Origin of the sequence: Roseburia sp. AF15-21 (assembly GCF_003479505.1) — a bacterium.
GTDB classification, from domain to species: Bacteria; Bacillota; Clostridia; order Lachnospirales; family Lachnospiraceae; genus Roseburia_C; species Roseburia_C amylophila.
On the sequence record NZ_QUHG01000007.1, the window covers coordinates 118,042 to 138,118 of the forward strand.

14 protein-coding genes, 1 tRNA gene and 1 riboswitch are annotated in these 20,077 nt (G+C 41.3%); of the genes, 6 read left to right on the forward strand and 9 right to left on the reverse strand.

What is annotated here, in order from left to right:
• Positions 1-5 precede the first annotated feature (5 nt).
• From hydF to DWW33_RS11055, 5 genes are all read right to left on the reverse strand, one after another.
• The gene (gene hydF, locus DWW33_RS11035) at positions 6-1,196 is read right to left on the reverse strand and encodes a [FeFe] hydrogenase H-cluster maturation GTPase HydF (protein WP_118639512.1); all 1,191 of its coding nucleotides are present in this window, start codon (positions 1,194-1,196) and stop codon (positions 6-8) included.
• A 13-nt stretch (positions 1,197-1,209) separates the two neighbouring features.
• Positions 1,210-2,628, reverse strand: coding sequence for a [FeFe] hydrogenase H-cluster radical SAM maturase HydG (gene hydG / locus DWW33_RS11040; RefSeq protein ID WP_118639513.1), 1,419 nt, complete (start codon positions 2,626-2,628; stop codon positions 1,210-1,212).
• Between the two features lie 85 nt (positions 2,629-2,713).
• Positions 2,714-3,769, reverse strand: coding sequence for a [FeFe] hydrogenase H-cluster radical SAM maturase HydE (gene hydE, locus DWW33_RS11045; RefSeq protein ID WP_118639514.1), 1,056 nt, complete (start codon positions 3,767-3,769; stop codon positions 2,714-2,716).
• Positions 3,759-4,028 carry a TM1266 family iron-only hydrogenase system putative regulator gene (locus DWW33_RS11050; protein WP_118639515.1) on the reverse strand — a complete coding sequence of 90 codons (270 nt, stop codon included), beginning with the start codon at positions 4,026-4,028 and terminating at the stop codon, positions 3,759-3,761. Before DWW33_RS11050 ends, hydE begins: the two co-directional genes overlap by 11 nt.
• A gap of 244 nt (positions 4,029-4,272) precedes the next feature.
• A complete protein-coding gene (locus DWW33_RS11055; protein WP_158577485.1) occupies positions 4,273-12,396 on the reverse strand; it encodes a GBS Bsp-like repeat-containing protein in 8,124 nt (2,707 codons plus the stop codon).
• 256 nt (positions 12,397-12,652) lie between these two features.
• Positions 12,653-12,752: riboswitch (TPP riboswitch) on the forward strand.
• A 33-nt stretch (positions 12,753-12,785) separates the two neighbouring features.
• Between DWW33_RS11055 and thiT the strand changes: the two genes are divergently transcribed.
• On the forward strand, positions 12,786-13,442 hold the full coding sequence (gene thiT, locus DWW33_RS11060) for an energy-coupled thiamine transporter ThiT (protein WP_117698327.1): 657 nt from the start codon (positions 12,786-12,788) through the stop codon (positions 13,440-13,442).
• 181 nt (positions 13,443-13,623) lie between these two features.
• Here the strand turns inward: thiT and DWW33_RS11065 are convergent, their stop codons facing one another.
• Entirely contained in the window at positions 13,624-14,997 is a 1,374-nt protein-coding gene (locus DWW33_RS11065) for a sodium-dependent transporter (RefSeq protein ID WP_117842323.1), read from the reverse strand.
• 350 nt (positions 14,998-15,347) lie between these two features.
• Between DWW33_RS11065 and DWW33_RS11070 the strand changes: the two genes are divergently transcribed.
• Genes DWW33_RS11070 through DWW33_RS11075 form a run of 3 tightly spaced genes read left to right on the forward strand, consistent with a single transcriptional unit; the run spans position 15,348 to position 16,469 of the window.
• Positions 15,348-15,815, forward strand: coding sequence for an Hsp20/alpha crystallin family protein (locus DWW33_RS11070; protein ID WP_022242810.1), 468 nt, complete (start codon positions 15,348-15,350; stop codon positions 15,813-15,815).
• A 56-nt stretch (positions 15,816-15,871) separates the two neighbouring features.
• Positions 15,872-15,997 (forward strand): hypothetical protein, encoded by a 126-nt coding sequence (locus tag DWW33_RS16150; protein ID WP_022242811.1) that lies wholly within the window; start codon positions 15,872-15,874, stop codon positions 15,995-15,997.
• 31 nt (positions 15,998-16,028) lie between these two features.
• On the forward strand, positions 16,029-16,469 hold the full coding sequence (locus DWW33_RS11075) for an Hsp20/alpha crystallin family protein (protein ID WP_118087929.1): 441 nt from the start codon (positions 16,029-16,031) through the stop codon (positions 16,467-16,469).
• Between the two features lie 104 nt (positions 16,470-16,573).
• On the opposite strand, the gene DWW33_RS11080 is transcribed toward DWW33_RS11075, so the two are convergent.
• Complete coding sequence (locus DWW33_RS11080) at positions 16,574-17,047, reverse strand: methylglyoxal synthase (RefSeq protein WP_118639526.1); 474 nt, start codon at positions 17,045-17,047, stop codon at positions 16,574-16,576.
• A gap of 217 nt (positions 17,048-17,264) precedes the next feature.
• Positions 17,265-17,338 (reverse strand) — tRNA-Pro (locus tag DWW33_RS11085).
• A gap of 168 nt (positions 17,339-17,506) precedes the next feature.
• Between DWW33_RS11085 and DWW33_RS11090 the strand changes: the two genes are divergently transcribed.
• Together DWW33_RS11090 and DWW33_RS11095 are read left to right on the forward strand one after the other, a co-directional pair.
• A complete protein-coding gene (locus tag DWW33_RS11090; protein WP_118639517.1) occupies positions 17,507-18,490 on the forward strand; it encodes a LacI family DNA-binding transcriptional regulator in 984 nt (327 codons plus the stop codon).
• Positions 18,483-19,829, forward strand: coding sequence for a GGDEF domain-containing protein (locus DWW33_RS11095; RefSeq protein WP_158577486.1), 1,347 nt, complete (start codon positions 18,483-18,485; stop codon positions 19,827-19,829). Before DWW33_RS11090 ends, DWW33_RS11095 begins: the two co-directional genes overlap by 8 nt.
• A gap of 79 nt (positions 19,830-19,908) precedes the next feature.
• Here DWW33_RS11095 and DWW33_RS15710 read toward each other — a convergent pair whose 3' ends face one another.
• Complete coding sequence (locus DWW33_RS15710) at positions 19,909-20,046, reverse strand: hypothetical protein (RefSeq protein ID WP_158561817.1); 138 nt, start codon at positions 20,044-20,046, stop codon at positions 19,909-19,911.
• Positions 20,047-20,077: the final 31 nt, after the last annotated feature.

Consider the following 20,077-nt stretch of genomic DNA (forward strand, 5'->3'; position numbering starts at 1 on the left):
CATTTCTAATAGCTGATTTTATCAAGAATTCCAGACAGATATGCAATGGCAACACCATAGTTGCTCATTGGAACTTTCTGTTCTTTTGCACGTTCAATTCTCGTCATGACATATTTTTTATTAAACATACAGGCTCCGCACTGAATTATTAAATCATAATTAGATAAGTCTTTTTGGAAATCTGTTCCGCTGACGATATCCACTGTCAGTCCTGCTCCGATACGTTTTCTCAGCATATTCGGAATTTTCTCCCTGCCGATATCCTCTTTCAGTGGTGCATGGGTGCAGCATTCTGCAATCAGTACCTTTGATTCTTCCGTAAGACTGCTAATGGCTGCTGCGCTCTCTTTGTAGTAAGCGAAATCTCCCTTGTACTCTGCAAACAATACGGAAAATGAGGTCAGAAGACTTTCCTGCGGCTTCTTATCATATACTGTGCGGAAAACCTGGGAGTCAGTAATAATAAGCTTCGGTGGTCGCGCCAGCGCCGCCAGCGTATCCTCTAACTTATCCGTTGTGCAGCTCATTACCAGACATTTATGATCCAGCAAATCACGGATGGTCTGTACCTGTGGCAGAATCAGTCTGCCCTTTGGTGCCTGGATATCCTGCGGCATAACAAGAAGGACCAAATCTCCTTCTTCTACCAGTGCTCCGGTTATGGTTTCTTCACCATAATCATCCGGCACAAGTCTTATTAATTCTTCTTTAAATTTTTCTATATCTTCCTTACTTTTCGAGCTGATAACAAGAATTTCCTGTTTTGTCTCTTCCTTAAGCTGTGCTGCTATGGAATCTGAATCTGTCAGTGTATCCGCTTTGCTCAGTACACATAAGGTCGGTGTATGCTTTTCTTTAAAATAGTGGAACCATTCTAACTCTGCCTGATATTCCTCCCCGAAAAACAATAGCACCGCAATATCCGTTTTCTCTGCGGCTTTTTCCGTCTTCTCTACACGCATTTTCCCCAGTTCGCCTACATCATCCACTCCCGCCGTGTCAATAAATACACACGGACCGATACCGTGCACCTCCATCGGCTTGTAGACGGGATCCGTTGTGGTTCCCGCTACATCCGAAACAATTGCCACCTGCTGTCCGGTAAATGCATTAATCAGAGAAGATTTTCCACTGTTTCTTTTGCCATAAAAACCGATATGTATCCGGTTTGCACTTGGTGTTTCATTCAATGACATCGCTAAAGACCTCCTAGAATCTGAAATCGCGCTGTCCTTCCTCAATTTCTTTCAGATGACGTTTTGCAATTTCTCTTGTTTTTTCATTTGGTACTTTCTCTATCTCCTTAGCAATCAACGCTTCTCCGATTTTTCTGGTATCTTCAGAAGCATAATCAATCAAATATTCCTTCAATGTCATCAGCGCATTCGGATGGCAGCAGTTTAAAATCTGCTGGTTCTTGCACAGACTCATGAAACGGTCTCCCGTTCTTCCCTCTCGATAGCATGCGGTACAGAAGCTTGGGATATAACCCATATCCATCAGCCAGTGTACTACCTCATCCAGAGTTCTGGTATCGCTGACATCAAACTGCTCGGAACGCTCGTCTTCCGGCTCCGGATGATCATAGCCACCTACGGAAGTCTTGGAACCACCACTAATCTGGGATACGCCAAGGCGGATAACTTTCTCACGTACCGCCTGGCTCTCTCTGGTAGAAATAATCATTCCGGTATATGGAACTGCCACACGGATACATGCACAGATTTTTGCAAAAATATCATCACTGATTCCATTATCGAATACATCCGGGTCAATGTCATCTGCACGTTTGATTCGTGGCACGCTGATGGTATGTGGTCCTACTCCATGCACTGCCTCCAAATGTTCTGCATGCATCAGAAGTCCTGCAAATTCATATTTGTAAAGTTCCAGTCCAAAAAGTACACCTAAGCCAACATCATCGATGCCACCTTCCATGGCACGATCCATGGCTTCGGTATGATATGCATAATCATGCTTCGGTCCGGTTGGATGTAATTTTTCATAGCTTTCTTTATGATAAGTTTCCTGAAAAAGGATATAAGTTCCGATTCCGGCCTCTTTTAATTTCCGGTAATTTTCTACGGTTGTTGCAGCAATATTTACATTAACACGACGAATTGCGCCGTTTTTGTGCTTAATGCTGTAAATGGTCTTAATACACTCTAAGATATATTCGATTGGATTATTCACCGGGTCTTCGCCTGCTTCAATTGCCAGACGCTTGTGTCCCATATCCTGTAATGCCGTTACTTCCTGACGTACTTCATCCTGTGTCAGTTTCTTCCGGGCAATATGCTTATTTTTTCCATGGTACGGGCAATACACACATCCATTGATACAGTAGTTGGACAAATACAATGGTGCAAACATTACAATACGATTTCCATAGAAATCTTTCTTAATCTGTTCTGCAAGGTCATATACTTCCTGGATTTTCTCTCCGTTCTCGCAGGCCAGCAATACTGATGCTTCTCTGTGAGTAAGCCCTTTCCGTAATTTTGCCTTTGCAATGATTTCGTCAATAAGGGCAAGATTGTCCTTATTTGCCTCGGCATATGCCAGAGTCTCTTCAATCTCTTCGTGGCAGATAAATTCTTCTGCCTTTAATGATGCTTTGTTATACATAATGTTTCCTTTCTTCCGGGTCAGAAGCTCTTTCCCGTCGGTTATTATATGGTGATTTAAGAAATACCTCTTGTATTTCCTTTATTTATATAAATGGTGAATCTCCTCTTGAGACCACCAGTTTATATCCAATGGATTCCATACGGTTGCCAAGACATCCACGGCATTCCGCTGCCTCTTCCCCGGTACAGATTTTATTATCGTAAAGGGCATACTTCTTCCGCACCTTTACCGGTGACAGATTCGGCATTACCACATTTCCTCCTGCTAAGATGCCAAGCTCCCTGCCCCTTGAATGGATAGTTCCCAATGCTGTAGTTGCCGGAAGCAATACCTTCGGCAGCATCAGGCGGATAATTGCCAGTAAAAACAGCGTCATTTCAAGACTTCCCGGCTCCATCTCTCCAAACGGCGTATCCTTTTGCGGAATAAACGGGCCGATTCCTACCATATGCGGATTGAATGCTTTCATAAAAGCAAGGTCTTCCACCAGATTATCTATGGTCTGATATGGGGAGCCAACCATAATGCCACACCCTACCTGATAACCGATTTCTTTTAAGGCATACAGGCACTGCTTGCGGTTTTTAAGAGACATTTCTGCCGGATGGAGTTTCCCATAATGGGCTTCATTCGCGGTCTCATGACGCAATAAATAGCGGTCTGCTCCTGCCGTATAAAGTCTTTCATAGCTTTCCCGGCTCCGTTCTCCTAAGGACAGTGTTATGGCACAGTCCGGGTAAGTAGCTTTTATCTTATGAAGTAAATCTTCCAGTAAATCATCTGTGTAGTAGCCGTCTTCGCCACCCTGCAGGACAAAGGTACGAAACCCTAATGCATAACCACTTTCACAGCAGGATAGGATTTCTTCTTCACTCAGGCGGTAACGTTCTGCATTCTGATTGCTTCTTCGGATGCCGCAATAGTTGCAGTCATTCTTACAGTAATTGGATATTTCAATCAGTCCTCTGGTATAGACTTCATTTCCAAATGTCTCTTTCTGTCTTTTTCTCGCCAGTTCAAAGCCGTACTCTGCAATTTCTTTATCGATATGCCGTTCTAATAATTCTTTATATTCTGCCTCTGTAAGCTGTGTATCCTGATACAGCTTATCAAATAACTCTTTTCCTCTATTCTTCATGTCTGGTCACCACACTGGAATATGCTGTTTTTACACTGATTCCCGGTAATTTTCCGATTTTACCGGTCAGTGCACAGATGGTATCCTGCGGCGCATCGATTGCTATACTTACGATATTTATGCCTCTCTCCCGGTATGGAATTCCCATTCTTCCGATAATATAAGCTGCATATTCATGTAAAATTTCATTTAATGCTCCGACTGATTCGTCCTTTTCTATTACAATGCCGATTACAGCCACTCTGGTATCTGCTGCCATATCTTCGTTCCTCTTGTTTCTCTGAATCAATACAATTTCAACGCTTATTTTACGTTTCTAGTATAAGAGATTTATTTTTGGATTACAATTGTTAAGCTCTGGTTTTATGCGTATTTATTGTATTTTTTTAGGCACATTCCCGCGAAGCCTTTTTTACTTTACAGGAAAGCAATTTCCTGTAAAGCAAAAAGGGATTCTGCTCCTTCCTTTCATCCGAAACAGAATCCCTTTTCTTTCACACTTTTTAATTTCCTTTACGTCCTTCTTTATAACCACTTCCAATATAATGCATATAATAGGATTTTAAATCATTTCCAAAGGCGTTTTGAAGATCATTGTATCTATTCTTATATTTTTTCACATTAAAGGAGTCTTTTGCCTGTCTTCCTTCATTCATACCACACTCCACAAAATGTCTCAATGCGGCTGTATCATCACCATAAAACGCTGCCTTAAGGTCAGAATATTTGCTGATGTAATAATTGTAGTCATATACCAGGCTGTAATCCACTCCATTGTATACGGTTACAGGATTCTTAAGCACGCCATTTCCTGTTGCTTTACGTCCTTCCCGATAGCCACTGCCAATATAATGCATATAATATGCTTTCAGATTTCTTCCAAATGCGCTTCTTAAGTCTGCATAATTAGCACGGTAAGCTGCTACATTAAAGGATGCTTTTCCCTGACGCCCCTCATTCATACCACATTCCACAAAGTGACGTAAGGTTGCATTTTCATCACCATTAAATGCCGCTTTAATATCCGGATATTTGTTGATGTAGTAATTGTAGTCATATACCAGCTTGTAATCCACGCCATTGTATACGGTTGTCGGATTCTGCAGTTCTATACTTCCGGTTGCTACCCGTCCCTCTGCATATCCATTGATGCGATAATGATCATAATATGCTTTCAGATTATTTCCAAATGCACTTCTTAAATCCGCATACCGGGCACGATAAGATGCAACATTGAAGTTTGCAATTGCCTGACGGCCTTCTGCCTCACCATTATTTACAAAATGTGCAAAAATTGCTTCTGTATTGCCGCCAAATGCTTTTGCTACATCAGGGTTATTCTTTATGTAATAATTTAAGTCAAAGACCCTTTCATAGCCTGCACCAAATACGGTAGTCGTTGCATATGCACACCGCATTTTATATCCGCCACCACTTACATATACATGGATATTATATACACCCACATTATTCTTATGATTTGCAATATTGGCATGCACGATAAAGGTATCTGCATCTACTCTGGATGCGTTATACCATACAATATCGCTCTGATCAGCCTTTGTCCAGACCGGAACACTAACAGAAGTCACATAACTTGGGACTCCATCCACAACAATATCAAAGGTTCCTGCTGCTGCATTCCTGCTCTGAACGATTACGTCAGAAGTCAGCACTGGTTCTGTGATAGCAAAGGACTTTGTCACGCTGCCCTTATAGTCTCCAATTCCTGTAATGGTTACATAAGCTGTTCCTACAGAATAATTGTCACGATAGGAAAGCTTGTAGTCTACATTTTCTTTCAACATTGTTGTCCCATCTTTGACAACAACCGGCGGAGTCAGCAGTCTTCCATTATAAGTCTGTGATGCAACTGCCAGAACCGTACAATTTTCAATGCTCTTTTCTTTAATTACAAAGGTAACAACTTTTTCTCCGGAGTATACACCAATACCGGAAATGATTACCCTGGCAGTTCCCACATTTCTATTGTTACTGTAGCTTACCGTATAATCAACATCTTCTGTTAATACCTTGCTTCCCATCTTAACGACCGGAACCGGCTTATAAGTCTGTCCGGTATACTGCTCTGAAGCAGGGATTCCGGCAACTGTTGCCTTGGATAAGCTGTTACTGATTTTGAATTTCTTAACAATTGTTCCGGTATAATACTGGGTCAGCGGACGCACAGTAATGGATGCATCGCCTGCCAGCTCATTATTTGCATACGTTGTTTCATAATCTTCATTCAGCGTTAAGGTATTGCCACCACATGCCACATGGATAGACGGACATATCGGGCTTCCGGTATAAAGCTGTTCCGGAACACTGTCAATAATTGCATCCTCAAGGCTTGCCACAATATTGAAGTAAACGCGCTTGGTCTCATCATAGTTGCCAAGTCCTTTAATTACTACCCATGACTCTCCTGCCCTTAAGTTGTTGCCATTGACAACCTGATAATCCTTCCCTTCTACCAAAAGCTTTCCGTTGTCATAAATCGTCAGTGCCGGGCGGATGTAATTGCCGGTATACTTCTGATCTGGGATTGCTTCTGCCACAGCATTTCCAATATCATGTTTGGTAATCTTATAGTATACCGTAATGCTGTCTTTGTAGTTACCGCTTTCGGTTGCAGTTACCGTTGCACTTGCAGTTCCGATTGCAGTGTTGTTCTCATAAGTTACTTCATACTGGGAAGAATCAATGGTTAATCCGGTAGAAGTATCTTTTAAAGTAAGTACCGGTTTAATCTCGCTTCCGGTATAATCTACGTTATCGGTTCCGGTAATCTCAATATCTGCAGAAGTAAGTGACTTTCTTGCAATCTGATATGGATATACAGCTGTTCCTACATATCCGGTCTGGTCATTTTCCGTACCAACGATTCCAACATATACTGTTCCAGCATGAATCAGGTCAATGGCACTTGCTTCCGTCGTACAATCTTTATCAATATAGTATTTTACGATGTAATCTTCGTTTTCTGTCAGATAGCTTCCGGTCTTATTGAACTTCACCTGAATGTTCTTCGGCTTGGTATCAAGACCGTTATATACAGTATCGGAAATTCCGGTTACCGTTAAAGTATCATTGGAAAGTAAGGTACCGATGGTAAACTTCTCAATTCGTGTTCCACTGTAGTTACCCTGTCCGGTTACTTTAATCCATGCGGTTCCCACCTGACTGTTATTGGTAGAATATTCATAAGTAAAGTCTGTTCCATTTACCAGTGCTACAATTCCATTTTCCGAATTATCTTTCAGGCTGATATTCGGTGTATAAGTAATCCCCTGAATATAAGGATAGTTCCGGTTTGCCGGGTCAAATCCTGTATCAGAAGCATCGGATAACGCCGCACTGATATTTTCAGAAGAAAGATCCCTTGCCAGAATAGAGAACGGAATTGTCTTGCTTCCGGTATAGTTGGTGGTATCCTTCGGAGTAATCTGAACAAATGGTCCGGAAGTTCCATTTGCATCTTTTACAGCTTCATTGTTAAAGTAAGCTGCCGTATAATCTACATTGCGAACCAGCGGTTCTGCACTGGTGGATGTCATGTAAACATTTAATTCCGGTTCATACTTGGTTTTTAACGGTACATACTGTGGATCTTCTATTTTAGAGTATACTAAATCCTCAACATTTTTCTTTAAAATGTTAAACTCTACCGTTGCAGTTCCGGTACAGCTTGCCACACCGTGGATTGCTGCATATGGTGCATTTGCCCCGCCGGCGTTCGCTGCATTGATATTATTGCGATACTCATCCACTACATAATCTGTGTCTAACGTAAGGGTCTGTTCTTTGTTATTTTCATCATTAAATGTTAATTTAATTTCAGGCTCCTGTGCCTCACCATTGTAGGTTACGTCATCAATTATCTTGCTTACCGTAGACAAATCACGTTTTGTAATAGTAAAGGTCTTAGTCAGTGTTCCCTTGTAATTGCCCTTACCGATTACGGTAATGGTCTCGGTTGCGCCTGCCGGTGCACTGGATGGATTATCTGCATCCGTCTGGTAATACACACTATAGTTTGCCGGATCAATTACTTCTGAACCGCCAATCTTCTTAATGACCAGAGAATCCGGCTTAATCAGCTTACCGGTATAAACATAGCTGTCCGCAATTCCGGTAATCTCATAATCTTCCATATGAATGGAATCAATGGTAAATGCTTTCGCCTTGGTGGTTCCCATCAATTTACCGTTTGCTGTTGCCTGAATGACTACACATGGTCCGTTCTCGCCATTTGCTGCTGCAACTGCAGTATTCTTACGATAAGTTACCGTATAATCTTTTCCTTCTTCCAAGGTATCAAAGGTAGAACCGGTTAATGCATATTTCACAACCGGAACCGGTCTGATTTCCTGTCCGGTATAGGAGAATACATCTCCACCTAAGTCAATGCTTAAATCATCACTGCCCAGGTCATATTTAATCGCAAACTTCGCCGATTTCTCACCACTGAAATAAGTTCCGGTTCCCTCAATCGTTACGGTCGGGTCAGTCAGTGAAACAGATTTACCATTTACAATGCTCTTAATGTTGTAGTCTGTTCCAAGTGCCAAAGTCTTGCCATCACATACTACAGTCATATTTTCAATTGGCTGTGTGGTTGTATTGTATTCGCTTCCGGTATATTTCTGTGCCGGAATCGTAATCTCAGCATCTTCAATTTTACCGGTAATAGCGAAATTCGCAACATAGCTTCCTACCCAGTGATTCTTCTCAATTCCGGTAATGAGTACACTGGCCTGCCCTGGAACAGTATTATTTCTATAAGACACGCTGTAATGTGTTCCCTCTATCAGACGTTCCTGGGTATCGCTGCCTTTTACATACACGGTAACGGTAGGTTTCATTCCGCCGGATGCTGCCTGTGCCTTATCATACTCAATGGTATCATAGCTTAACTTCACTTCAATCTGGTCAGCAGAATTATTCATATCTCCATCATAGTAGAAGTAACTATTCTTGGTTCCCTTAAAGTTACCGGTTCCTTCAATGGTAATATCCTGCTGTCCTACTTTAAATTTATCTACCTGGGTCGGAGTATAGGTATAATCTACGCCAGGCTGCAGTGTATATGAATATTCTCCAATTCCGGACTCATTCGGAAAACTCTGTGTTACTGTGAAATCCGGAATATTCTTTTTAAAAATGTAACTCATTCCCTGCAAAGATACGCCTACACCATCAATACTCTTCCGCTGAATAATAAACTGATTAGAGCCTGCAATCTTATCTGCAGTATAATCTGCACTTTCCAGCACACCGGTGTAATTTCCGATACCCTGGATTCTTACATAAGTTGTTCCTGCATTGGTCTTCTCGGCTGCTGTTGCAACATTCTGGAAATCTGCATCAGAATATACTTCAAACTGATAATCCTTATTCATTGACAATAAGCTGGAAGAATCTCCATAGCTTACTTTTACGGAAGGAGTCAGTACTTTATTTGCATAAACCGGACTACTTACGTCTACCCGGAGTTTGCTCAACTCGTTGATATCCTTCTGATTAATGGTATAGCTTACGGTTGTTGTTCCTGTATAGTTGCTGTTTTCTGCCGCCTTTAAGGTCAGAGTTGCAATTCCCGCATTGATTGCATTTTCACTGCTTTCAATACTGTATTCCTTATCGGTCAGAATATAGCCGTTGGTGGTAGGGTACTGTAATACAACACCATCTCCGTCTGCGGTAGTGGAAATTACAACCTTCTGCTCAATTCCATTATATGTATAAGTTCCATTTACTCTTGCATTCAGTTCAGATATATCCTTCTTTGCAATGACTGCATATCCGGAAATATCTCCATAATACTGACCCTTGCCGGATACTACGAAGTAAATCGTCCCCGCATTGATAAATGCCTCATTTGTCTCAGAGCTTACAACATTCTTGTGTGCTGCATCACTATAGAAGGAAATGCTATAGGACGACGAATCCGGAATTGCATCCATCATTTTTGTCTCAATTGCCTGAATCATTTCATCCTTATGGGAATTGCGGTTATAGGTTCCACCGGAAATATTAAATGCCGGCACAACGGTCGCAATATTTGCTCCAATAAAGAATGTGGTTGTTGCGGTTCCGGTATAATTCTTACCGTCTACCGCTTTGATTCTGACATATACTTTTCCGGAATTCTTATGTTCTGAAACCTGTTTACATAATTCATCGTCATAATATCCTTCAACTTCATAATCCACGCCTGCAACCAGTACACGGTTTCCATCAGATACACTGATACCCGGCTCCACTGCTTCTCCGGTATAACCGCAGTTGCTTGCAGTTACGGTCAGCGTGCTCATGTTCTTTGGTGTGATTTTATAAGAAGTACGGATACTTCCGCCTAAATTAGCATAAGTTCCAAGACCGCTGATTAATACATAATAAGTACCTGCGTCCACCGGCTCTGCAATGACCTTCTTGTATGCAGAATCCGTAAAATAAGTAACCTTAAAGTCTTCGCCCTGTACCAGGCCTTTGGCGCCGTTATTATCAGTAATACGGATTGCCGGTACCTGCATGCTACCATTGTATTCAAAGGTAACCTGTGTCGGATCATAGTTTGCAGAACCTGCAACGATATTACACTCGCATTCATTTAATTTTCTTGGCACAATACTGAAGGTTCCGCGGTTTACTCCGCCTTCTGCCAATGCATAGTCTCCAGTCAGTTTAATGTATGCTTTCGCATTGTTGGTTCCAATCTCGATATTATCTTCACAGGAAACCACTTCTACATACTGGCTGTCCAAGGTGACATTTTTACTACCTTCTTTATAATAAACAGTAATATTTGCAGGATCCGGCACAACAGCACTACCGGTATAAGTCTGGTCTGTAATTACAATATCTGTCGGGCTGATGTTCTTTGGCTTAATCATATAAGTATATACTCTTTCGCCTCCGGCATAGTTACTGCCATCCAGACCGGTTATCTTAAGATAATAGGTTGCTGCATGAATCAGTTCCTGTATGCCCGTAGTGTCTTCCTTATCGTCTGCCCGTTCAGTACATTCCGGATCACAATAAACAGCATAGTCAAAATCCGTTCCTTTTTTCAAAGCATTCCCCTCATCATCGGTTGCCGTCAGGGATAATACTTTGCTCTTGCCGTCAAAGAAGCTGGAATAACTGGTATCTTTATTAATGACACCTGCTTCTGTTCCGTTGATTGCCAGCTTAAAGGTACATTTATCTAAAGATTTTGCAACAATATCAAAATAAATCGGCTCTGCCTTGGTTCCAAGGTCTCCTTCGTAGTAATCCAGTCCGGTTACCTTCACATAATATCTTCCAATAGAGGTCGGTTCAGATTCAGTCTTGGTATACTCCGCATCTTTATAATAAGTAATCTTATATCTGGAATCACTGATAACATCACCGGATGTATTGGAGACGGTAATGTTTGGCACATTTTTCTTGCCATTGTATTCCAGTTCATTTTTATCTAATACTGCTTTACCAAGCTTGTCATAGATCTCAAAGTTGATAAATGCGTTTCCGGTTAAATTTCCGGTTCCGGTAATAATCAGGTTATTGGTTCCGGTCTGTCCTGCAGTAGTTTCATTTCGGTATGCCACGTTGTAGTTGCCGGCAGGAATCTCCACGCCATTCAACTTCACTACTACCTCATTGGTCATATCCGGTTTACTATTCTTTACATAATAATATTTATCACTCTTTAAGGAAACACTGATGCCTGCTGCACTTAAATCTGCCTTGCCAATCAGGAAATTAAAGGTCTTGCTGCCCCGGTACAGAGAAGAAGAATTCGCTGTTACTGTCATCTTCGCTGTTCCGGCATTGGTATTATCTGCCCAGCTTGTGGTATAGTCAGATGCCTGGATTCCTGCGGAATTCTGACTGTCTACCAGTGTAAATTCCGGTCTCTGTGCAGTTCCGGTATAAGTAGAATCACTCAGTCCATTGGAAACAGTTACAGAATCCGCTCCGATATTATAGTAAATATTGTAACGGTTCTCTGCAATTGTTCCGGAAAATGTATAGTTACTGCTGCTCTTTAATACAATTTTAAAGGAATGTGTTCCTACTGTGGTATTGCTTCCGGATGTATATTCTACGTTATAATCATCTGCCGAAAGGTTTACCATGGTAGAAGTACCGCTTATGATACCATACACCCCTGTAATCGTCGGTAATACATCACTTCCTGTATAATATACATATCCGTCTTCACCGGTTCCTTCCACCCCTTTATAATTAACACCGATATAGCTTAACTTCTGCTGTGCAATCGTAAAGCTCTTGGTGGTCTGCCATCTGTGGCTGTCTCCGATACCAACGATATCAATATATGCTGTTCCTGCGCTGGTATTATTACGGTAATAAACGGAGTAATCCTCTTTTTCTTTCAAAGTTTCTCCAGCAATCTGGACCGTAACTGCCGGCTTAACCTCCTGTCCGGTATAAGTATAGGTATCATTTCCGGTTGCAGTTGCACCATTTGCATCCGCTCCTAATGTAATGCTTCCATTGCCCGGAAATGCATCCGCCGCCTCTGCCGGTATTGCCGGAAGAACGCCTGCAATCATACAAACACTTAAAACTAATACCAGTATTCTTTTTCCAACATCCTTGTACTTACGCATAGAACCTCTCCTTGTTGCTTGTTGTTTCCTCATCTTTTTATCTTTACTATATTCCTTTTGCTTTTCAGATTCAAGAGTAACCCTTTTTTCTAAAAAAGCGCAGAAAAAGACACTTCTAAACCTTTTATCGACCGGAAGTTACTTTTTCTTTATATTTTCCAGCGGATTTTTTCATTTTTTAGAAAATCTTTTTCAGAAAATTAACACTTGACATTTTATACTACCACTGTTACCATTACAAACTGAAAACAAAACATCGCTTTGCTAGGGGCGCCTTTGGCTGAGAAACGTATCTGCGTTGACCCTTATTACTTGAACCGGATAATACCGGCGTAAGGAAGCACATATACAACCTCCTGGCAGAGTATCATCTTTAAGGAGGATTTTTTATGTCAATTTTTGCAACATACGACGGCTCATCTTACCAGCTTACCACCGCTGGTTTTACAGCCCTCGTTATCATCATGATTGCCATTCTTCTGATTGGCTGTGCTATCTTCGGTGGAAAGAAGAAATTCAGTGCAAAGCAGCTTGCATTTTCAGCTATGGCAATTGCCCTTGCCATGGTAACTTCCATGATTAAACTTTTCGATATGCCAATGGGCGGTTCCGTTACTTTACTGAGCATGTTATTCATCGTTCTGATTGGTTACTGGTACGGTCTGGGTGCCGGCTTAACCGCAGCTTTTGCTTACGGAATACTGCAGTTAGTCGTTGACCCTTACATCATCAGTGTTCCACAGATGTTAGTGGACTACCTCTTCGCCTTTGGTGCATTAGGACTTTCCGGACTTTTCAGCAAATCCAAACATGGACTTATCAAAGGTTATATCGCTGGTGTATTAGGCCGATACTTCTTCGCATTCCTTTCCGGCTGGATTTTCTTCGGCATGTATGCTCCGGAAGAATTCCCGAATGCAGTGGTATACTCTCTTGCTTACAACGGTGCATACCTTGGTGCAGAAGCACTTATTACATTAATCATTATCTGTCTGCCACCAGTCCAGAAGGCATTGAATGCCGTTAAGAATATGGCAAATTCATAATATGGTTCTGTCCAAAAAGAGCGTCTTTCCTAATTAGGAAAGAACGCTCTTTTTGATTATGCAAGTAGCGAGAAAAATCGCATGCTTGCATGCAGATTTGACGAGCACCGCGATAACTCGAGAAACTCGCAAAGCGTGTTTCTCGTAGTTGCATTTCTGTATTTTCTTAATTTGTCATTAATTACATCTGAATCCATCCAAAAGCATTTGCTATGGAACTGATTAAAATAATCGCTGCAAAGATCGGACAAAGGTATTTTATCATCACCGTAAATATCTTTTTCCTGCGGAACGGGTTGCCGCCCCGGGTTACTTCTTCTTCAATCCGCTGCACTCCCACCACTCTTGATACCAGAAGGCAGGTTGCAATAGCTGCAATCGGCATCATCACGGAGTTCGTCAGGAAATCAAAGAAATCAAGAATCTGCATTCCGATAATTTTTACATTCGCTAATGGTCCATATCCCAGTGTAGAAAGACTTCCCAAAAGAAGCATTACAATACCGACAATTACCGTTGCTTTCCGTCTTTCCCAGCCCAGTTCATCTTCAAAAGTCGATACTGCACTTTCCGTTAATGCAATAGAACTTGTTATTGCTGCAAACAGCACCAGTACAAAAAACAAAATTCCGACTCCGGTTCCAAGTCCCATGCTGTCAAATACTTTTGGAATCGTAATAAACATCAATGATGGCCCCGCCTGCAGTGTTTCCGGATTTCCACCGGAAAATGCAAAGACTGCCGGAATAATCATAAGTCCCGCCATCATGGCAATGGCGGTATCAAATATTTCCACATTCTTTGTCGATTCTTCAATAGAAACTTCTTTCTTCATATAAGAACCGAATGTAATTAAAATTCCCATCGCGATGGACAGGGAATAAAACATCTGTCCCATGGCTGTCACCACTGTCATCCATGAAAAATTTTCAAGATTTGGAATCAGAAAATATTTAACTCCTTTTAATGCTCCCGGTCTGCTTACGGAATAAACCGTTATTAATATAGAAAGAACAACCAGCACCGGCATCATAAATCTGGATACCCGCTCAATACCATTCCGGACTCCGGCAAAGATAATCCCCAGCGTAAATACTGCAAAAAAAGCAAAGCAGATTTCTGTGGAAAGCCCGCTGGAAATGAAATCGGAAAAATATCCATCCGATGCAAGCTTACTGCCATTTCCCCTGATATATTCCACCAGATATTTCATTACCCAGCCGCCAATTACAGAATAATATGGCACGATTAAAACCGGAATAATGGCATTTATCCAGCCACCGAAAGAGAGCCAGCGGGATTTTCCAAAGGTATGATATGCTCCCACCGGGCTCTTCTTCGTCATTCTTCCGATAGAAGTCTCCGCCATAATCATCGTATATCCAAAAGTCAGTGCAAGTATAATATAAATCAGCAGAAAGATTCCTCCTCCATACTTTGCCGCAAGATATGGGAATCTCCATATGTTTCCCAGTCCCACAGAAGCGCCTGCTGCTGATAATACAAACCCTATCTTCCCCGAAAATGTACTTCTTTTCTCATTCTGTGTCTTCATTTTGTTTTTTCTCCTAAACTCATAATTTCCATGACGCAAAGTTATAGAAATCATAACACAGTCTCATAGTTCCTGCAATATTCTTTCTTTTCCGCAATACATTCACTTATTTTCTCTTCTTTTTCACAGCGTATTCCCTTATATTCTCTTAGTTTTCTCACAATTTGCAACCAATTCACAAATTTTTCACAAATTTATTAGCACTCACATCTTGACAGTGCTAATAATTGGTGTTATAACATAGTCAGAACAAAGGAGAGGAACAAAAAGAGGTTCCTAAAACATCCCGGTTCCAAAGAAACAAGGTAAACAAGCATAGATAGATTTATTTAAAAAAGGAGAGATGACTTATGTTGATGCCTAGTATTTTTGGAGAGAATTTATTTGATGACTTCTTTGAGGATTTTCCATGGATGGACGATAACATGGATATGAAAAAAACTGAGAAAAAACTTTACGGTCGTAGAGCCGCACGTCTGATGAAGACAGATATCAAGGAACAAGATAATGGTTATGAACTGGTAATCGATTTACCTGGATTTAAGAAAGACGAAGTAAGTGCTTCCTTAGAAAATGGTTACCTGACCATCAGTGCCGCCAAAGGCTTGGATGAGGAAGATAAAGATAAGAAATCCGGCAAGTACATCCGTAAGGAACGTTATTCCGGAGCCTGCAGCCGAAGCTTTTATGTTGGCGATGCCGTTACCGAAGAAGATATCAAGGGCGAATTTAAACACGGTATCTTAAAACTCTTCGTTCCGAAGAAAGAAGCAAAACCTGCAGTAGAAGACCACAAATATATTGCAATTGAAGGATAATTTCAGACATTGTATTTCAGATATCTGATGATGTAAAAGAAAGGAAGCATGTTATTATGTCAGACAAAAATCCAAAACATCCATTAAAAAAGAAGAAAGTAAAAGCTAAAATTAATGTAGCCGACCATGAGGCTGTTGAGGAAGCCAGAGAAGCTCACAGAAGCAAGAAACATTATTACTAATTACAATAGACTATTTCAGGAGGAATGACTTATGTTAGTACCAAGTATTTTTTCAAACAACTTTGTAGATGATATATTCGATGATGTATTTCCATTCGGAGCTTACAATGCTCCTGCTGCAGACAACCGCGCTGCCATGAACACTGACGTTAAGGAATTTGACGACAGATATGAACTGGAATTTGAACTTCCGGGCTTTAAGAAAGAAGATATCCAGGCTGAGCTGAAAGACGGATACCTCATCGTCAATGCCAAACACCAGGACAACAAGGACGAAAAAGACAAAGATGGCAAATATATCCGTAAAGAACGTTACTATGGCTCTTACCAGCGTAGTTTCTATGTCGGAGATGGCGTTACTCAGGATGACATCAAAGGCGGTTTTGAAAATGGTATCCTGACTCTGACCGTTCCGAAGAAAGAAGCAAAACCTGCTGTGGAAGAAAAGAAATATATTTCCATTGAGGGATAATACCAGGATAATTAAAAGGAAAAAGGGGCGGTGTGAGTATTCACACCGCCTCTCCTTTTTATGTGAGAAACACGCTTTGCGTGTTTCTCGTAGTTTAGCTGACATTACTTTATCGTCGATGCCCGCTGTCTGATATTCTTATTAAAATTAATCACATTGTGATTATATTCTTCATCCATCAACTCGGAATGAATCATAAAATCTGCAGTTGCTTTATTATTGGCAATCGGAATGTCATAGACCTGGGCAATACGAAGCAGCGCTTTTACATCCGGGTCATGAGGTGCTGCAGTAAGCGGATCTGAAAAGAAAATCACGAAATCTACTTTTCCCTCTACTATCTTAGCACCAATCTGCTGGTCTCCGCCCAGCGGACCGCTGTTATAGCCCTTTACCGGCAGTCCCGTCTGGTCTGTAATCATTTTTGCTGTTGTTCCGGTTCCACAAAGGAAATGCTTCTTTAAAGTTTCTGCATTGTCTTTGCACCACTGGATCAGTTCTGCTTTCTTTCCATCATGAGCAATCAATGCAATATTTTTCTGTTTTCCGATTGTCAAAGTAAGAAAATCCGGTTCCATACTCATATTGTGTCTTCTCCTTTATTGTATTATTTTCCAACCATTTCATTTATCAAGTGAAAATCAACTCCTGATAAACAATTGCAGCTCGCCAATCACGCTTATATGTTGACTTGCTTACGCTCATTATAACATGACAGGATGATTCCAGACAATGTTTGGGTAGAAATCTTCATATAAAAAACGAGCACACCTAACAGTGTACTCGTTTTTTTCGTCGATGCGACAGGATTTGAACCTGCGACCTCTGCGTCCCGAACGCAGCGCTCTACCAAGCTGAGCCACGCATCGTTATTCAGTTCTTTCACACGCTCAACTATATTAGCATATATCACATTTTTTGTCCAGTAATATTTTTATTTTCTTTTCTACTTAATCGTTTTATGTTATACTTAAGTCAATCATAAGAAAGGCTTTTACAATGCCGAAGCAACTTTTTTTACCAGAGAAAGGCACATTATGGAGAACAACCAGAGACCAACAATTGCAATTATGTTAGGTGACACCCAGTCCAGCTACTCAGAAGACTTACTTCGAGGCTTCTATACCTGTGCCAGAGAAGAAGATATCAATATTATTTTTCTGATGGGACCTCAGATGCCACAATATTGTAAAGATATTTTATCCTGCAGTTTTGATGGAGACTATAATTATCAGTTTGATACGATTTATGATTATGTGCATTTTACCAGACCGGATGCACTCATTATTACCTATGGTTCTCTTTCTATTTTTAAAAGTAACCAGGTAAAGGCAGACTTTCTTTCCCATTATAAAGATATTCCATTTCTGATGTTAGAGGACACACCGGACGATCCTGACATTCCATATCTGATTGCTGACAACTACAACGGTATGCGGCAATGTATCGAGCATCTTGTGAATGTCCATGGCTATCGTAAGATTGCTTTTGTAGCAGGACCAGCTAACAACAAAGACTCCAATGAACGGCTGAAAGCCTACCGCGATGTTATGGCGGAACATCAGCTTCCGGTCACGAATGATATGGTCGTCTATGGCAACTACTCAGAGCTTGTCACCGAGCAGGTGGAATATATCCTAGACCACAACCCGGAATTAGAGGCAATTGCTTTTGCAAATGATAATATGGCAAAGGCAGGATACCGCGTCTGTGCTGCAAGAGACCTTTTGGTGGGACATGACATTGCCATTACCGGTTTTGACGACATTGACCACGCAAAAACCATGGAGCCACCACTGACCAGTGTTTCCCACAGCAGCTTCCAGTTCAGCTACCAGGCATTACAGAATGCGCTTATGCTCTGTCAGGGAAAGAAGCCACAAATCCTGCCGGATGTCAGCCATTTTTCACCAGAGAAGCTCCTGCGGCTGCCAGCTGCACACCGGCTTTACCACACTGCGTCATATCAGCATGGAGCAGCTGCACGATTTTATACACCAGCAGGTCGATGCTATGGCTGAGGAATTATTCTCTTCCATTTCATACGAAAAAGATCGTAATTACTATACCGAAGTTCTACATGCATATTTTGAAAATATATATGAAGAAATCTTTATCCGGAAGGGAACTGACTTCTCCAACGAGCCTCTGATTCGTTATCTGAGAAAGCTTACTGCATATCCCCATATTTCCGGAGAAATGCTCCTAGAGCAACTTACTTCATTACTCCGTACACTGATTAACTTCTCGGAGGAAGAACTGCTGCAGACACAGCTTTCCGGCATTTTATCCTTTACCCAGCAATACGTTCATTCTGCGGATGTCTTCCAGCTAGAAAAAGAAATCATGGATTCTAACCGGAAAGCCTGGTTTGTACCTTCCTTTACAAGAGATTTGATTAACTCCGGTGCCAATTTCAAAGAAACGATTACACATATCATGGAGCGGCTGCATCTGATGAATGTCAAAAGTTCCTTCTTTTTCTTCTTTGACAAACCGGTCATTCATCAGGAAAATGAGCTTGCAGAGTACCCGGACGAAATCTATCTGGCAGCATATTACCATGATGAAAAATCAGTCTACCATGAACCGGGCAAACGTCCAAAAGTAACGACTGCCAATGGATTTTCCAGTTTTCTTCCAAAGGAACACAGCCACTGCTATACATCATTTATCCTCTTTTCCGGAGATGAACAGTTCGGTCTGCTGCTTTGCGAAGTGGAACAGAAAGATATTTCCTTTATGCAGATTTGCAGCCTCCAGATTGGTGCACTCCTGCATTTTATCCAGTTAAATGCCAGCGAACGCCAGATTCAGAAAGAATTACAGGATTCCATGAAAGTCATTCAGGAGCAGAACAGCATCTTAAGTTATATCTCCGAATATGACGACTTAAGCCAGCTTTTGAACCGCCGTGGATTTATGGAACGGGCATCCCATGCAATTGAATCCAATTCCGGCAAAAAAGCTTATCTTCTCTTTGGTGACTTAGACCACTTAAAAGAAATCAATGACTGTTTCTCCCATCTTGCCGGGGATTTTGCGTTACGCACAGTATCCGAACGGCTGCGTAAATGCCTGCCAAAGGATGCCATTACTGCAAGACTGGGCGGTGACGAATTTGTTTCCTTTATTTTAACCGATATACCGGATTTCAAGGAGCAGCTTTTAAAGAATCTGAAAGCAGAGAGCGATGCTTTTAATGCCGTATGCGATAAACCTTTCTATGTAGAAATCTCTGTCGGCATCTACGACTTCTACTGTAATCCGCAGATGGACTTAACAGACATTCTCAAGCACTCTGATGCAATCCTCTACGAGGAGAAAGCAAAACGTCGCAGCAGCATCAAGAAAGTCTGATTTCGTATCATCCTTCCGAAGGAAAGAATATATATGACATATATAAATGCCGGATGGTAAACCATCCGGCATTCTTTCATTATTCGTCCATTCCCCATTTGTCTTTCATGTACTCTTTTCCGAATCCAGAGCCAATATTTTCATTGATTCTGCGTCCGAAACAGGCATAAAATCCAATAACGGCTGCAAATATAATAATTCCAATTAAAATAACCATAGCAAACACCCTCCCTGCGTCACTTTGTTTT

Bases quoted from the DNA above. Each gene is read 5' to 3' on its own strand.
- hydF (WP_118639512.1), bottom strand. From the start codon at position 1,196: ATGTCATTGAATGAAACACCAAGTGCAAACCGGATACATATCGGTTTT.
- hydG (WP_118639513.1), bottom strand. From the start codon at position 2,628: ATGTATAACAAAGCATCATTAAAGGCAGAAGAATTTATCTGCCACGAA.
- hydE (WP_118639514.1), bottom strand. From the start codon at position 3,769: ATGAAGAATAGAGGAAAAGAGTTATTTGATAAGCTGTATCAGGATACA.
- DWW33_RS11050 (WP_118639515.1), bottom strand. From the start codon at position 4,028: ATGGCAGCAGATACCAGAGTGGCTGTAATCGGCATTGTAATAGAAAAG.
- DWW33_RS11055 (WP_158577485.1), bottom strand. From the start codon at position 12,396: ATGCGTAAGTACAAGGATGTTGGAAAAAGAATACTGGTATTAGTTTTA.
- thiT (WP_117698327.1), top strand. From the start codon at position 12,786: ATGTCAATTTTTGCAACATACGACGGCTCATCTTACCAGCTTACCACC.
- DWW33_RS11065 (WP_117842323.1), bottom strand. From the start codon at position 14,997: ATGAAGACACAGAATGAGAAAAGAAGTACATTTTCGGGGAAGATAGGG.
- DWW33_RS11070 (WP_022242810.1), top strand. From the start codon at position 15,348: ATGTTGATGCCTAGTATTTTTGGAGAGAATTTATTTGATGACTTCTTT.
- DWW33_RS16150 (WP_022242811.1), top strand. From the start codon at position 15,872: ATGTCAGACAAAAATCCAAAACATCCATTAAAAAAGAAGAAAGTAAAA.
- DWW33_RS11075 (WP_118087929.1), top strand. From the start codon at position 16,029: ATGTTAGTACCAAGTATTTTTTCAAACAACTTTGTAGATGATATATTC.
- DWW33_RS11080 (WP_118639526.1), bottom strand. From the start codon at position 17,047: ATGGAACCGGATTTTCTTACTTTGACAATCGGAAAACAGAAAAATATT.
- DWW33_RS11090 (WP_118639517.1), top strand. From the start codon at position 17,507: ATGGAGAACAACCAGAGACCAACAATTGCAATTATGTTAGGTGACACC.
- DWW33_RS11095 (WP_158577486.1), top strand. From the start codon at position 18,483: ATGGCTGAGGAATTATTCTCTTCCATTTCATACGAAAAAGATCGTAAT.
- DWW33_RS15710 (WP_158561817.1), bottom strand. From the start codon at position 20,046: ATGGTTATTTTAATTGGAATTATTATATTTGCAGCCGTTATTGGATTT.